This window comes from uncultured Paracoccus sp., from assembly GCF_947487305.1.
Lineage (GTDB): Bacteria > Pseudomonadota > Alphaproteobacteria > Rhodobacterales > Rhodobacteraceae > Paracoccus.
In genome coordinates, this window is the sequence record NZ_CANKWH010000021.1 from 1 (window position 1) to 14,181 (window position 14,181).

The 14,181-nt window shown below is 64.7% G+C and carries 16 protein-coding genes; 7 read left to right on the forward strand and 9 right to left on the reverse strand.

Features of this window, described 5'->3' with window-relative positions; genetic code table 11:
• The 3 genes from tssI to Q1A36_RS18180 form a co-directional block, all read right to left on the reverse strand.
• A partial coding sequence (gene tssI / locus Q1A36_RS18170) for a type VI secretion system tip protein TssI/VgrG (RefSeq protein ID WP_299847059.1) occupies nucleotides 1-789 on the reverse strand: 789 nt, incomplete at its 3' end.
• Nucleotides 790-1,046: 257 nt separating this feature from the next.
• Nucleotides 1,047-1,415 carry a PAAR domain-containing protein gene (locus tag Q1A36_RS18175; RefSeq protein WP_366141608.1) on the reverse strand — a complete coding sequence of 123 codons (369 nt, stop codon included), beginning with the start codon at nucleotides 1,413-1,415 and terminating at the stop codon, nucleotides 1,047-1,049.
• Between the two features lie 549 nt (nucleotides 1,416-1,964).
• The gene (locus Q1A36_RS18180) at nucleotides 1,965-2,957 is read right to left on the reverse strand and encodes a type VI immunity family protein (RefSeq protein WP_299847063.1); all 993 of its coding nucleotides are present in this window, start codon (nucleotides 2,955-2,957) and stop codon (nucleotides 1,965-1,967) included.
• Between the two features lie 273 nt (nucleotides 2,958-3,230).
• Between Q1A36_RS18180 and Q1A36_RS18185 the strand changes: the two genes are divergently transcribed.
• The 3 genes from Q1A36_RS18185 (at nucleotide 3,231) to Q1A36_RS18195 (ending at nucleotide 6,185) form a co-directional block, all read left to right on the forward strand.
• A complete protein-coding gene (locus tag Q1A36_RS18185; RefSeq protein ID WP_299847065.1) occupies nucleotides 3,231-4,118 on the forward strand; it encodes a DUF2189 domain-containing protein in 888 nt (295 codons plus the stop codon).
• A 220-nt stretch (nucleotides 4,119-4,338) separates the two neighbouring features.
• Nucleotides 4,339-5,124: a ThuA domain-containing protein gene (locus Q1A36_RS18190; RefSeq protein WP_299847067.1), complete on the forward strand. Its 786-nt coding sequence runs from the start codon at nucleotides 4,339-4,341 to the stop codon at nucleotides 5,122-5,124.
• Nucleotides 5,124-6,185 carry a Gfo/Idh/MocA family oxidoreductase gene (locus Q1A36_RS18195; RefSeq protein ID WP_299847069.1) on the forward strand — a complete coding sequence of 354 codons (1,062 nt, stop codon included), beginning with the start codon at nucleotides 5,124-5,126 and terminating at the stop codon, nucleotides 6,183-6,185. Before Q1A36_RS18190 ends, Q1A36_RS18195 begins: the two co-directional genes overlap by 1 nt.
• Nucleotides 6,186-6,210: 25 nt before the next feature.
• On the opposite strand, the gene Q1A36_RS18200 is transcribed toward Q1A36_RS18195, so the two are convergent.
• A complete protein-coding gene (locus Q1A36_RS18200) occupies nucleotides 6,211-6,918 on the reverse strand; it encodes a GntR family transcriptional regulator (protein WP_299847071.1) in 708 nt (235 codons plus the stop codon).
• Nucleotides 6,919-7,096: 178 nt separating this feature from the next.
• On the opposite strand from Q1A36_RS18200, the gene Q1A36_RS18205 reads away from it, so the two are divergent.
• From Q1A36_RS18205 to Q1A36_RS18220, 4 genes are all read left to right on the forward strand, one after another.
• Nucleotides 7,097-8,083 carry a TRAP transporter substrate-binding protein gene (locus tag Q1A36_RS18205; RefSeq protein WP_299847073.1) on the forward strand — a complete coding sequence of 329 codons (987 nt, stop codon included), beginning with the start codon at nucleotides 7,097-7,099 and terminating at the stop codon, nucleotides 8,081-8,083.
• Between the two features lie 58 nt (nucleotides 8,084-8,141).
• Entirely contained in the window at nucleotides 8,142-8,735 is a 594-nt protein-coding gene (locus tag Q1A36_RS18210; RefSeq protein WP_299847075.1) for a TRAP transporter small permease, read from the forward strand.
• 4 nt (nucleotides 8,736-8,739) lie between these two features.
• Nucleotides 8,740-10,020: a TRAP transporter large permease gene (locus Q1A36_RS18215; RefSeq protein WP_299847077.1), complete on the forward strand. Its 1,281-nt coding sequence runs from the start codon at nucleotides 8,740-8,742 to the stop codon at nucleotides 10,018-10,020.
• A 62-nt stretch (nucleotides 10,021-10,082) separates the two neighbouring features.
• Nucleotides 10,083-10,481, forward strand: coding sequence for a group III truncated hemoglobin (locus Q1A36_RS18220; protein WP_299847079.1), 399 nt, complete (start codon nucleotides 10,083-10,085; stop codon nucleotides 10,479-10,481).
• On the opposite strand, the gene Q1A36_RS18225 is transcribed toward Q1A36_RS18220, so the two are convergent.
• From Q1A36_RS18225 to Q1A36_RS18245, 5 genes are all read right to left on the reverse strand, one after another.
• The gene (locus tag Q1A36_RS18225; protein WP_299847081.1) at nucleotides 10,478-11,128 is read right to left on the reverse strand and encodes a trimeric intracellular cation channel family protein; all 651 of its coding nucleotides are present in this window, start codon (nucleotides 11,126-11,128) and stop codon (nucleotides 10,478-10,480) included. The two genes, Q1A36_RS18220 and Q1A36_RS18225, sit on opposite strands and share 4 nt — an antisense overlap.
• A complete protein-coding gene (gene rnhA, locus Q1A36_RS18230) occupies nucleotides 11,125-11,574 on the reverse strand; it encodes a ribonuclease HI (protein ID WP_101752154.1) in 450 nt (149 codons plus the stop codon). The genes Q1A36_RS18225 and rnhA overlap by 4 nt, the downstream gene beginning before the upstream one ends.
• Nucleotides 11,575-11,605: 31 nt before the next feature.
• The gene (locus Q1A36_RS18235; protein WP_299847085.1) at nucleotides 11,606-12,217 is read right to left on the reverse strand and encodes a glutathione S-transferase family protein; all 612 of its coding nucleotides are present in this window, start codon (nucleotides 12,215-12,217) and stop codon (nucleotides 11,606-11,608) included.
• A 50-nt stretch (nucleotides 12,218-12,267) separates the two neighbouring features.
• Nucleotides 12,268-13,227 carry a 4-hydroxy-3-methylbut-2-enyl diphosphate reductase gene (ispH, locus tag Q1A36_RS18240; RefSeq protein WP_299847087.1) on the reverse strand — a complete coding sequence of 320 codons (960 nt, stop codon included), beginning with the start codon at nucleotides 13,225-13,227 and terminating at the stop codon, nucleotides 12,268-12,270.
• 387 nt (nucleotides 13,228-13,614) lie between these two features.
• Nucleotides 13,615-14,166 (reverse strand): NYN domain-containing protein, encoded by a 552-nt coding sequence (locus Q1A36_RS18245; RefSeq protein ID WP_101752157.1) that lies wholly within the window; start codon nucleotides 14,164-14,166, stop codon nucleotides 13,615-13,617.
• Between the last annotated feature and the right edge of the window lie 15 nt (nucleotides 14,167-14,181).

A 14,181-nucleotide genomic window follows, 5' to 3' on the forward strand; every position in this document is an offset into this window, starting at 1 on the left:
ATAGTCGAAGCTTTCGATCTGGCCCTGGCTGTGGGCAGCATCGCCGGTGCGGTCGGTCTCCATCGCCGCGGTCGGCGTCTTGAAATTGTAATCGGTCAGCCGGATCGCCCCGGTGGTCAGGTTGCGTTCGGGCGCCCAGTCCCAGAAATGCTCCTGCTCATAGTGATGGTGGCCATCGTAGCGTTTGAACGGGCGCGAGCCGATGGTTGCGTGGCTCAGCGCATCATCGGTCAGGACCAGGGTATGGCTGCCGACGGCATGGCGAAAATGGAAGCTGATCCCGGCGCGCTCCATCTGCCGGCGGGCGAAGTCGAGGTCGGATTCGCGGTATTGGACGGTATATTCCAGCACCGGATAGTCGCGGGTCAGCCTCATCTCCAGCGCCGGATCGCCCAAGGCGGCATAGTCTCCCAGAAGCTCCTGCAGGATCTGGACCACGGTCTTGTCGTGGAAAATCCGCTGGTTGCGGCGGCGGCCGGCCAGCCAGAACCACGGCCGCAGCGTCAGGTCATAGCGATGCCCGTTCTCGCCGACGCCCGCCCACCGGGCGCTGGTGACGATGCCGTCGAAGGGCCGCATCTGGTCATGGGCCTCGATCTCGACGCTCGCGTGGGTGCCGATCAGCGCATCGAAATCCAGGTCATCGCGGGTGGCCAACGCCTCGACGCGGTAGTCGAACAGGTCGTTCAGGTGGTCCGAGCCATCAAAGCGCAGCAGGCTCAGCGTATCGGCACCAAGCGCGGTGGTCAGGCGGCCAAGGCGCTCGGTCTGCTTGAAGGGGGCGTTCAAAAGGGGCCTCCGGAAAACTGAATACCAGACGAATACAATGCAGCTTGAACTATGGAGCGAATGGCCGCCAAGGGGAAGCTCGAATTTACCTATTCGATTTCTGGCTTTGGAAGCCCACCCTTGATCGGCTCGCTGATGCCACCGACAGCGTTTGATTTTGCGCCCCAGTCGAAGCCCGGTCAATCGCCATGGATATCACGGGTCTTCGGACCCAAGACCGTCGCCTCCCGGCCTGTGACCTGCCGAATCACATAAGCTCAGTCGCCGATCGAAACATCGTCGGAGCCCTCGTCCGCGAAACCGCCGCAGGAAATCGGATCCCCCGATCGCGCGGCCGCGCGTGAATTGACGAAAACGGTTCCCGAGCCTGCCGCGACGACACGCCCCTTGGATTCGCCTGTCGCGCAACCATGCTCGGCAAGTGCGTCACCTTGTCGGACAAGCCTGGCCCCATTTACCCAGACGTCGTCGCTCGCCTCGGTGGCGGGGGTTGCCGGGCGGCCGTCATGGCCGGTGTCAAGATCACCTCTACGATATGCTTTGGGCATTGCGCGGTCAGTCTCCGAAATGTCATCAGGGCGTCGAACTGGCGGGTCTACCGGGTGCGACGGTCGGTATAACATCATGGTTGCGACGCAGAAAGTCGTCACGCGCGTCCCAGGTCGTATGCATCGAATTCCACGACGCAACCGTGGCCGGGTTTTTCCTGTCTCTATTCATGACGTCGATCTGCGCGGCGGTCACGGTCGCGGAGTCGAGACACCAGTGGACATCGATCCCCGCACCTCAGCGATCCCGGGAAAATCGATCTCGGCAGAACTTGATGCCATGGCGATTCGCCGGTTGCACCGCGACTGGTGAAGCGCAGAAACGATCCATCAAAGCGCAGCAGGCTCAGCGTATCGGCACCAATCGCGGTCGTCAGGCGGCCAAGACGCTCGGTCTGCTTGAAGGGGGCGTTCAAAGCCGGGCCTCCGGGAAAACTGGGCAACAGGCGCAGGGAATACGGTCGAAAGCATGGCGGGATAGGCAAAGACGGGAAAGGCAGGATTGATCAGTTTGACCGCAGATCGCCAGATCTAGCCCCGGTCGCCGAGCCGACCTATCGACAGTGACAGGTCGGGTTTTGTGCAGCGAACCGTTCATTGCCCGCCACCGGAGCACCGCAACAGTCCTCAATCGAAGCGCCGCACCCATTCCTCGGTGGCGTCCATCCGATCCACGCCGTCGGGTGTCCACAGATAGGGCATTCCCCACTCGGTGAAGCGTAGCGACCGCAGCAGGTCGTTGACCTCTTGGTAGCTCTCGGGGATCCCGCAGCCTTCGACGTCACCGATCCGGGGCGCGGGTCCCGCCTGAAACACGATCCCGCCGGCATAGGAATGCAGTTCCACCGCGCCTGACAAGCTGCCTCGGACGCGCTCGAGCCCGCCGAGGCGGGAGAGCATCGCGTCATCGATCGCTGTCAGCCAGTTCACGTCGTGAATGACATCGGTGCGGGCCTCGATCTCCAACGAGAAGCCTACACCGTCCTCGTGGAGAATGCCGGGAAAGCGGCGGAGCACCGGGTAAAGATCGCCCTGCGTTCGGGAGGACATGGTGCGGGGAATGATGCTGAAGCCGGCGACGGCGTAGAACACCTGCAGCCGTTCGCAGGCCTCGACAAACGCCCGGACCTGCCCGTCTGGATCATCCCGAAGCGTGGACAGGCGCGCGGAATAGGTCAACAACCCGGCTCCCGATATCGCACCCGGCAACAGGGCCGAGAATTGGTCATGCCGGGGGTCCATGGCCTGCATGACCGACTTGTTCATGTGCTCGATGACAAGACCGAAATCCTGCCGGGTATCGCGATAGGCTTCAGCCATGCTCCCTTCTGTCAGACGCTCGCGAATATCCTGCCGTTCGGAGAGCCTGAACGCCCGGTCGTTCAGATCCATGAAATTGCAGCGCCCGTCGGTGCGATCGTAATAATGCTCGGCAAGATCGATCATGGCCGCGCGCCGATCATCGCGCCGGTCATTGTCAAAATAGAAGCCGGCCTGCAGACCGAACAGCCAGCGCAGCACGCCGGTCTGCGGGAAACGCGCCATGTCGAGCGCTGTCAGCCGGTCCTCGGCCTCGATGAGGGCAAGCGTTGCGATCAGGTCCGACATGTCGACAGTCATCGGGGCAATCCTGCGATCGGTCAGGGAACGAGCGTGAAGGTCGGGCCCGGAACAATGACGGGGCAGCGCCTGCCCGAACCTGGACGAGCCTGATCGGGAAATCCAGCCGGTTCCTCGACCCTGCCTCCCCTACTCCGAAGGTGCAACGTCAGCCCACATCTGCTATCCTCACACCAGAGGACGGTTCGGCCCGGCGGTTCTGCGGGCGGATGCCGGGTTCTCCGGCTGATGCCTCGACCCGCCTCGGGCCCTCCAGAGAGGGAGGATGCAGCCATGACCCGACAGACAATTGGAAACCCGCTGAGTTGGAGCGCGCAGAGCCTGGCCGGTATCGGTCGCGGCCTCGGCGAGGCGGTCGATGGAATCGGCAGCCACACCATGACCCGGCCGACAATCAACCGGATCGGCCCGGCGGACCTGCGCGCGGCGCTGCGCGCAGGGGCCAGCGACTTCGTCGCGCTGCGCTCGGACGTGATCGCGGCGATGGTGCTTTACCCGGTGATCGGCTTTATCCTTGCGGTCTGGACCTTCAATGCCGGGCAGGTGCACCTGCTCTTCCCGCTGGCGGCAGGCTTTCCGCTGATCGGGCCGGTCGCGGCCATCGGGCTTTACGAGATGAGCCGGCGGCGCGAAGAGGGCAACGAGACCGACTGGCGCGCGGCCCTGTCCACGCTGAGGGGCCGGGTCCTCGGGCCGGTGCTGATGCTGGCGATGCTGCTGATGGCGATCTTCGTTCTCTGGCTCTTCGCCGCCCATGCGATCTGGGCCGCTACACTTGGCCCCGAACCCTCGGTGGGCCTGCGTGCCTTCCTGCAGGACACGTTCAGCACCAGTGCGGGCTGGGCGATGATCGTCATCGGCATGGCCGTCGGCTTCGTCTTCGCGGCGGTGGTGCTTTGCATCAGTCTCGTGTCCTTCCCGATGCTGATCGACCGTCCCGTGGGCGTGCCAGTTGCGCTGGCGACCTCGCTGGCGGTGGCGCGCGAGAACCCGGGCACGACGGCGCTATGGGGGCTGGTCGTGGCTGTGGCGCTGTTGCTCGGCATGATCCCGTTCTTTGCCGGGTTGATCATCGTCCTGCCGATCCTCGGTCACGCGACCTGGCACCTCTATCGCCGCGCCGTCAGCTATCCCGATCAGCCGGCCCGATCCGAGGGCTGAGGCTGCGCGCAAACCCTGACCGAGAACGCCCCGCTTTCTGCCCGCCAATGGCCGTGGCAAGAGAGCGGGGTTGATGATGCAGCGCATCGCCTGCCGTTCTTCATGGAACGCTCGCGACTGTCCGCCCGCCACGCGATCACGATGGAATTCCAAAGCTGCAGGCTATATCCGCGAAGGATCAGCCAGACCCGGCAGGGCCGCGATCAGCAAGGAGGGTATAATGAGTATCCGCGTCACCGTTTTCGGCGAGAACGTCCATGAACAGAAAAACCGGGTCGTCGCCTCGATCTATCCCGAGGGGATGCACCAGGCGATTGCCAAAGCGCTGAACACCGATCCCGGTCTCGAGGCCAGCACCGTCACGCTGCAACAGCCCGAACACGGGCTGACCGCCGAGACGCTGGCCCAGACCGATGTGCTGGTCTGGTGGGGCCATGCCGCGCATGGCGAAGTCGAGGATGCCGTTGTCGAGCGGGTCTGTGACGCGGTCTGGTCCGGCATGGGTATGGTCTTCCTGCATTCGGCGCATTTCTCGAAGCCATTCAAGCGGCTGATGGGCGCGCCCTGCAACCTGACCTGGCGCGAGGCGGGCGAACGCGAACGGCTGTGGCTGACCTCGCCCAACCACCCGATTGCCGCCGGCCTGCCCAACCATTTCGAGCTCGAGAACGAGGAAATGTATGGCGAGCCCTTCGGCGTGCCCGAACCGCTGGAGACCGTCTTCATCAGCTGGTTCGCCGGGGGCGAGGTGTTCCGCTCGGGCCTGACCTACAAGCGCGGTGCCGGCAATGTCTTCTATTTCCGCCCGGGACACGAAACCTATCCGACCTATCACGATGCCAATGTGCAGACTGTCCTGCGGAACGCCGCGCATTGGGCCTACAACCCGGCGGCACGTCTGGCCGACCCCAATGCGGCGCCGAATGTTCCAGTGACCGAGGCGCTGGAGCCGATCGAGGAACGCGGCCCGCGACTGCATCAGGATGGCGAGGCGGGGTATCGCTGATGCAGAATGTCCGGCTTCTGATCCTTGGCACCGGCGGCATGGCCAGGAACCATGCCGAGGGCTTTGCCAAAATCGCCGGGGTCGAGATCGTGGCGGGTGTCGATACCCGGCCCGACCAGCTGCGCGACTTCTGCGCCACCCATGGCATCGCCAACGGCTTTGCCTCGCTGGACGAGGCGCTGGCCTGGGGCCAGTTCGACGCCGCCACCAATGTCACCCCCGACGCGGCCCATTTCGCCACCACCCTGCCGCTTCTGGCGGCGGGGAAACATATGCTGTGTGAAAAGCCGCTGGCGACCAATGCGCGCGATGCCGAGGTGATGGCCCGCGCTGCCGCCGAGGCCGGCGTGGTGAACATGGTCAACCTGACCTATCGCAATGTCCCCGCGCTGCAGCAGGCGGCGCGGATGGTTCAGGATGGGCAGATCGGCACGGTCCGCCATTTCGAGGCCTCCTACCTGCAAAGCTGGCTGACCCAGCCCGCCTGGGGTGACTGGAAGACCGAGGACCAATGGCTGTGGCGGCTGTCCTCCGCGCATGGCTCCAAGGGGGTTCTGGGCGATGTCGGCATCCATATTCTCGACTTCGCCACCTTCATCGCCGGTCAGGACGTTGCCGATATCTCCTGCCGGCTGGCGACCTTCGACAAGGCGCCGGGCGGGCGGATCGGCGATTATGTGCTGGACGCCAATGACAGCGCGACCATGCAGCTGCGGCTGGCCAATGGCGCGCTTGGCACCGTGGCCGCGACCCGCTTTGCCAGCGGCCATCTGAACGACCTGCGGCTGCGGATCTATGGCGACAAGGGCGGGCTGGAGGTGAGTTTCGAGAACGCGGTCAGCCGGTTGCGCGCCTGCCTGTCGCCGGATCTCGAGGTTGCCCGCTGGCACGAGGTCGATTGCCCGCCGGTGCCGCCGATCTATGCCCGCTTCATCGATGCGATCAGGGGCCAGGGCCCGGCCGAGCCCGATTTTGCCCGGGGCGCCGCCCTGCAGGTGCTGCTGGACCGCGCCGAGGCATCCGCAGCGCAGGAAGGCCGCGCTCTGGCAGTTCAGGGCTAAGACCCCGGCTGCCGTCGACCTGCGGTCAGGCGCCCAGAACCTCCGGACGCTCGCTGCGCAGCCGTGCCAGCAACTCGTCGATGCGCGACAGATGCGCCGTCAGCGCCGCTGCCGCCGCTTCCGCGTCGCGTTCACGCAGGGCGGCGAGGATTTGCCGGTGCTCGGCCAGCGCGTTTTCGGCATTATAGGGCAGCGACTGATAGCGCGCCCGGTCCATATGGCCCTTCTTGTCCTTGACCAGGGTCCAGACGAATTCCAGCCCTGAAAAGGCGGCGATGTCATGGTGGAATTGCTCGTCAAGCTGATGGAACTCGTCCCGCCGACCCGCATCGATCGCCGCTTGTTGACCGTCGAGCACCGCCTCGAGCCGGTCAAGCTGCGCCTCGCTAAGGCGCTGTGCGGCCTCGCGGATACAGGACAGCTCCAGTGACAGCCGGATGAACTTCGCCTGTCGGATCGCCTCTTCCGAGATCTGCGTGACGACGGTGGCGCGCTGCGGCCGGATCAGGATGAAGCCCAGTTGCGAGAGCCGGTAGAACGCATCGCGCACCGGCTGGCGCGACACCCCCATCTGCGCCGCCACCTCGGCCTCGGACAGGCGGGCGCCGGGCGGCAGGGTCAGATCGACAATCCGGTCGTAAAGCGCGTCATAGACCTGTTCGGTCACCGTCGGCTGGCGGACCTCGTCCAGCGCCGGCAGGGCCGTCAGGGTGCTGCTGTCGGATTGCGGCATCGTGAAACCCTCCCGGTTGACCCTGCATTGCAACTAGCATATTAGATGATTAGAATGACCGCAAGTCGAATCGGGAGGATCGATGGCGCTGACGACGGAGGTTCGACCAGCGCCGGGACTGTGCCGGATGCCAACCCGCAGGGAACCAGCGGCTTCAAGATCACCAAGGGAGGAATACATGAAGTATATTACATCGACTCTGGCGGGGCTCTTGGCCTCGGCCGCACTTTTCTCGGCCGCCGCCGCGGCGGAGTGCGAGGTGACGCTGCGGTCATCGGACACCCATCCCGACGGCTACCCGACCGTCGAGGGGGTCAAGGCCATGGCCGAAGAGGTCAAGACCAAGACCGAGGGCCGCATCTGCATCGAGGTTTTCCCCTCGTCGCAGCTGGGCGAGGAAAAGGACACGATCGAGCAGACCCAGTTCGGCGTCATCGACATGGTCCGCGCCTCGTTCGGCTCGTTCAACGATATCGTGCCGGTGACGCAGCTGCTGTCCCTGCCCTATCTGTTCCGTTCGGAAGACCACCTGCACAAGGTCATGGACGGCCCGATCGGCGAGGAGATCGGCAAGTCCTTCGAGGAGCGCGACCTGGTGGCGCTGGCCTATTACGACGGCGGCGCCCGCAGCTTCTACAATTCGCAGAAGCCCATCGCCTCGATCGAGGATCTGAAGGGCATGAAGTTCCGCGTCATGCAGAACGATGTCTTCGTCGACATGATGGCCGCGCTTGGCGCCAACGCGACGCCGATGCCCTATGGCGAGGTCTATTCGGCGATCCAGACCGGGGTCATCGACGGGGCCGAAAACAACTATCCCAGCTACGACAGCTCGGGTCATGCCGAGGTTGCCAAGTATTACACGCTGGACCAGCATCTTATGGTGCCGGAACTGGTGGCGATCTCGAAGGCAAGCTGGGAAAAGCTTTCGCCCGAAGACCAGGCCATCCTGCGCGAGGCCGCGCGCAATTCGGCGACCGTGCAGCGGCAATTGTGGGCCGATCAGGAAAAGGCGTCCGAGGAGAAGGTCGTGGCCGCCGGTGCCGAGATCATCAAGGAGATCGACAAGACCCCGTTCATCGAGGCGATGGTGCCGGTCTACGACAAATACGTGACCACGCCCGAAGCCAAGGACCTGGTCGAGCGGATCCAGGCGACCGAGTAAACGACCCGACCGCCCGCCCCTCCGGCGGGCGGTCACATCCTGCAGGGGAGGTCGCCCGATGCGCGACGGAATGCTGAAACTGGCCGAGCTGACCGGGTGGATCGCCCGCGCCGGCTTGTGGGTCGCGGGGATCGGGCTGGTCCTGATGACCGCCTTCGTCTTTGCCCAGGTCTTCTATCGCTATGTGATCGGCTCCAGCCTGTTCTGGGCCGAGCCGGCCAGCGTCATGCTGATGGGCTGGTTCATCTTCATCGGCGCGGCGGTGGGGGTGAAAGAGGGCTATCACCTCTCGTTCGACGTGGGGCTGATGCTGGTGCCCGACAGCTGGCGGCCCTGGTTCCACAGCCTCTCGGACCTCGTCGTCGCCGCCTTCGGCTTCGGCATGAGCTGGTATGGCTGGCAACTGGCAGCCAAGGCGGCAAGCGGCGTCATCCCCGGCCTCGGCATCTCGCGCATCTGGGATTTTGCCCCGGTGATCGGCGGCGGCGTGCTGCTGATCCTCTTCTCGGCCGAGCGCATCCTGCGCCGCGCCGCCGGTCTGAAGACCGTGCGCTTCGGCGAACTGGACGATGCCGCTGACGGATTGATCGACGCCCATGCCCAAGGCCCGGAGGCCAGGGACATGCTGAACACGCATCACGACAAGGGTTAGGGCGATGGAATACTGGATCCTCTTCGGCAGCTTCTCATTCCTTTTGCTCATCGGCACGCCGGTCGCCTTCTGCCTTGGCGCCGCGAGCTTCTTTACCGTGCTCTACCTGGGGCTGCCGCCGGTAGTGGTGTTCCAGCGGTTGAATTCGGGCATCTCGGTCTTTGCGCTGATGGCCATTCCCTTCTTCATCTATTCCGGCGACCTGATGGTGCGCGGCGACATTGCCCGGCGGCTGGTGGCGCTTGCCGGGGCGCTGGTCGGGCATCTGAGGGGCGGGCTGGGGCAGGTCAATATCATGGCCTCGCTGATGTTCGGCGGCGTCTCGGGCTCAGCGGCGGCAGATGCCTCGGCGGTTGGCGGGTTGATGGTGCCGCAGATGAAGAAGCGCGGCTATGATGTCGATTACGCAGTCAACATCACCGTGGTCAGTTCGATCATCGCGCTGATGATCCCGCCCAGCCATAACATGATCATCTATTCCATTGCCGCCGGTGGCCGGCTGTCGATCGCCGACCTCTTCACCGCCGGCATCCTGCCCGGGCTGCTGCTGGCCGCCCTGCTGATGGTCGCCGCATGGTATGTTGCCCGCAAGCGCGGCTATCCGACCGACCCCTTTCCCGGCCTCGCCATGATGGGGCATCTGTTCGTCTCGGCCCTGCCCGGGCTGATCCTGATCGCCATCATCTTCGGCGGCGTGCGTTCGGGCGTGTTCACCGCCTCGGAAAGCTCGAACATCGCCGTGGTCTATGCGCTGCTGGTCACGGCGCTGGTCTATCGCAGCCTGCCCTGGGCCGAGTTCGTCGAGGCCACCAAGGGCGCGGTGCGCACGACATCCATGGTGCTTCTGGTGATCGGCTGCGCCGCCTGCTTCGGCTGGCTTCTGGCCTATCTCAAGGTGCCGGCGCAGCTGGTCGCACTTCTGGAAAGCGTGTCGGACAACCCGCTGGTGATCCTGCTTCTGATGAACGTGATCCTGCTGATCCTCGGCACATTCATGGACATGTCGCCGCTGATCGTCATCGCCACCCCGATCTTCCTGCCGGTGGCCCAGGCCTTCGGCGTCGATCCGGTGCATTTCGGGGTGATCCTGATCCTGAACCTCGGGATCGGTCTCTGCACCCCGCCGGTGGGGGCGGTGCTGTTCGTCGGCTGCGCCGTCGGGCGGATCAGCATCTGGCAGGCGATGCGGACGATCTGGCCCTTCTATGGCGCCGCCTTCGTGGCGCTGATGCTCGTCACGTATATACCCGCGCTCTCGCTGTGGCTGCCCTCGGTGTTCCGGTAACGGCTCCTGCCTGCGGCACCCTGCCCCTTGCGGGGCCGGATGATTGCACCCAGATTGCCGCCATGCTGTCCCGTTTCGACATCACTGCCGAGCAGATCGACCGCGTGGTCGCGGTCTTCTATGCCGCGATCCGCCGGCACGAGGTTCTGGGCCCGGTCTTTGGCGGACATGTGAAGGACTGGCCAAGCCACGAGGCCAAGATCGCCAGCTTCTGGAAGAAGGCAATCCTTTACCAGTCGGGCTATGACGGCAATCCAATGCAGGTGCATATGGCGGCGGGCGATGTGCGGCCCGAGCATTTCGCCATCTGGCTGGCGCTGTTCGACGAGACGCTGCGCCGAACATTGGCGCCCGAGCCGGCCGCGCAATGGTCGGCGCTCGCCCATCGCATCGGTCGCGGGCTGCGCCTAGGCGTCGAGGATCTGGCCCGACCGGCCAGCAGTATTCCCAGCCTGCGCTAGCCGCGATTGCGCGGCGGACGCGGGCGATAAACCGGCAGCATCCAGCCCCAGAGCATACTGCCGGCGCGCAGGATGAAGGTGACGACTCCGCAGATCCACAGGCATTCGGCCTTGCCAAGGCCGAGCCAGACCAGCCCGACGGCCACGCTGGCACCGCCAAAGGCGGCGGTCAGATAGAGTTCGCCCTGCTTCAACCCCAGGGGGACCTCGTTGCCCACCACATCGCGCATCAGCCCGCCGAAGGTGCCGGTGATGACGCCCATGATGATGATGACGATGGGATGCACCCCCGCGGCCATTGCGACGCCGACGCCTGCGGGCACAGCCACGGAGAGCGCAAGAGCATCGAGCCACAACAGCACGCGGTAACGGCTTTCCATCAGATGCGCGGTCCAGAAAACCACCATCGCCGCCGTCGCGGTCAGGATGACAAAGCTCGGCCGGGCTACCCAGAAGACCGCTTCGCGGTTCAGCAGCAGGTCGCGCAGCGTGCCGCCGCCGACGGCGGTCATTGTTGCCATGAAGATGAAGCCGACCGGATCAAGCTGCTGCCGGCTGGCCACCAGCGCCCCGGTCAGCGCGAAGATCAGCACCGAAGCGTAATCCAGCACCCAGACGAGCGTTGACAGGTTGGCAGCGAAATTCACTTGAAGGGCTCCATCCCGGCCCGCGCCAGCTCGTCGGCATGCTCGTTCTCGGCATGGCCGGCATGGCCCTTGATCCATTCCCACCGCACCTGGTGGCGCGCCTGCGCCTCGTCGAGCCGGCGCCAGAGATCCTCGTTCTTCACCGGCTTGCGCGCCGCCGTGCGCCAGCCGTTCTTCTTCCAGCCATGGATCCAGCCGGTGACGCCGTTCTTCACATAGGCGCTGTCGGTGGTGATGGTGATCTGGCTGGGCCGGGTCAGCGCCTCGAGCGCGGCGATGGCCGCCATCAGCTCCATGCGGTTGTTGGTGGTGTCGGCCTCGCCGCCCTTCAGCTCGCGTTCCTTGACCACCTCGTCGCCCTTCATGGCGCGCATCAGCACGCCCCAGCCTCCGGGGCCGGGATTGCCGCTGCAGGCCCCGTCGGTCCACGCAAAGAGATCGCTCATGCGCCCGCGCCAGCCTTGAAAGTGCCCGCGATCATCCGTGCAGCCCCTTGTAGCCCGGCATGGATGTCATGCGGTCGGCCCATGCGCTGATCCCGGGGAAGCGGTCCATGGCATAGCCGCCGCGCGTTCCGGCGGTGTGGGTATAGGCATAGAGGCAGATGTCGGCGAGGCTGACATCGCCCCCCGCCAGCCAGTCCGAAACTGCCAGCTGCCGCTCCATCACCTCGAGCACGGCGTGGCCACGGTCCAGCAGTTCGGCCAGCCGCGCCGGGGTCGCATCGGCGGCGCGATGCGGATAGTTGAGCAGCGCCTGCCGCACGGCGATGACCGGCTCGTGATTGTACTGTTCCCAGAACATCCAGCCCAGCATCTGCGCCCGGACCACCGGGCTGTCGGGCATGAAGTTCGAGCCTTCGCCCAGATACCACAGGATCGCGTTCGACTCGGCCAGCTGGGTGCCATCGCGCAGCGACAGGACCGGCACCTTGCCATAGGGCAGCGCGCCCGCAAGCTTGGCCTCGGCCAGCGCGGCCGAGCCGTATTCGCAATCGATCACCTCGACCCGCCGCCCGGTCAGGGCCAGCAACAGTCTGATCTTGTAGCTGTTTCCCGAGGAGGGCATGGAATAGAGACGCACGTTCATCACCTCTGTATTGGTCGAGATCCCGAAATCCGGGGCGCAGCTTGCCCGGTTCAGGCCGGTTCGCGCAGGATGCGCGGCACCTTGAATTCCACGTTTTCCTGCGCCGTCTCGACCACCTCGACGGTCAGGTCGTAGCGGGTGCGGAAGGCCTCGATCACCTCGTTCACCAGCACCTCGGGGGCGCTGGCTCCGGCGGTCACGCCGACGGCGCGGGCACCGGAAATCGCCCGCCAGTCGATCTGGTCGGCGCGCATGACCAGCTGCGAATAGGCGCAGCCGGCGGCCCGGCCGACCTCGACCAGACGCTTGGAGTTGCTGGAGTTTTCGGCCCCGATCACCAGCAGCGCATCGATCTTGGGCGCCACCACCTTCACCGCCGCCTGACGGTTGGTGGTGGCATAACAGATGTCTTCCTTGGCCGGGCCGATGATCGCCGGAAAGCGCGTTTGCAGCGCCGTGACGATCGCCGCCGTGTCATCGACCGACAGCGTGGTCTGGGTGATGAAGGCCAGCCGTTCGGGATCGCGCGGGGTGATCGTCGCGACATCCTCGACGGTTTCGACAAGGATCACCTCGCCCTCTGGCAATTGTCCCATGGTTCCAAGGACTTCCGGATGGCCCTGATGGCCGATCATGACCATCTGCAACCCGTTCTGATGATGCCGCTCGGCCTCGACATGGACCTTGGAGACCAGCGGACAGGTGGCATCCAGAAATACCATCTCGCGCCGGCGGGCCTCGGCGGGCACGGCTTTCGGCACGCCATGGGCCGAAAAGATCACCGGCCGGTCATCCGGGCATTCGTCCAGTTCCTCGACGAAGATCGCGCCCTTTTCCCGCAAGGAATCAACCACATACTTGTTGTGAACGATTTCGTGCCGGACATAGACCGGGGCGCCCCATTTCTGGATCGCCATCTCGACGATCTTGATGGCGCGGTCCACACCGGCGCAGAAACCGCGCGGCGCGGCGAGATAGAGGGTAAGCGGCGGTTTGGGTATCTGATCCATGGCCTAGCCCCTAGCGCGAAGTGCGCCGACAGTCCAGATCGTGCAACGTTCGGTGATGGTGCAACGGTGGTGAAGGACAGAGGCAAAAGTGCAAGCATTTGCTGCAATTTTTACTGTCCAGGGCGGGGAGAGAGTGCACCGGGTTTGCCGATGACCGAAGGGGCCGGGCGAAATCGGGCGAAGAACGTCCATCGCGGCCTCGCCTTACAAAATTCAGCCAGCAGCGCCCGGTGGACATGGTTGACACCATCCAGCTTCGGGCGGCTGCGCCGGACGAAGGGCTGTCTCATGTGGAACGCGGCAGGACACCGCCTGCCCCGTTCAGGGATCGGCTTGCCGGGCGGATATGTCCGGCAAGCCCGTCGCACTCACCGCAAGCGGCGGCGATCAGGCGCTGACCTGGGCCGGTTCGCGCGGAGGACGGCCGATCACCTCGCGCAGATCGTCAAGCTCGATGTAATTGTCGGCCTGACGGCGCAGATCGTCGGCGATCATCGGCGGGTGGCTGCGCATGGTCGAGACCACGGTGACGCGAACCCCCATCCGTTGCAGGGCCTCGACCAGCGGCCGGAAATCGCCATCGCCCGAGAACAGGACGATATGATCCAGGCGCGGGGCCAGCTCCATGGCATCGACACACAGCTCGATATCCATGTTGCCCTTGATCTTCCGGCGGCCCATCGTGTCGGTATATTCCTTGGCGGGCTTGGTCACCAGGGCGTAGCCGTTGTAGTTCAGCCAGTCGATCAGCGGCCGGATGGGCGAGTATTCCTCGCTCTCCAGCAGTGCAGTGTAATAGTAGGCACGAACCAGCTTGCCGCGGCGCTGAAACTCTTGCCGCAGCAGCTTGTAGTCTATGTCGAACTCCAGCGACCTCGCCGCTGCATGCAGATTGGCACCGTCAATGAACAGGGCCAACCTGTCATCCTTGTAGAACATCTGTATAGCCTTCCG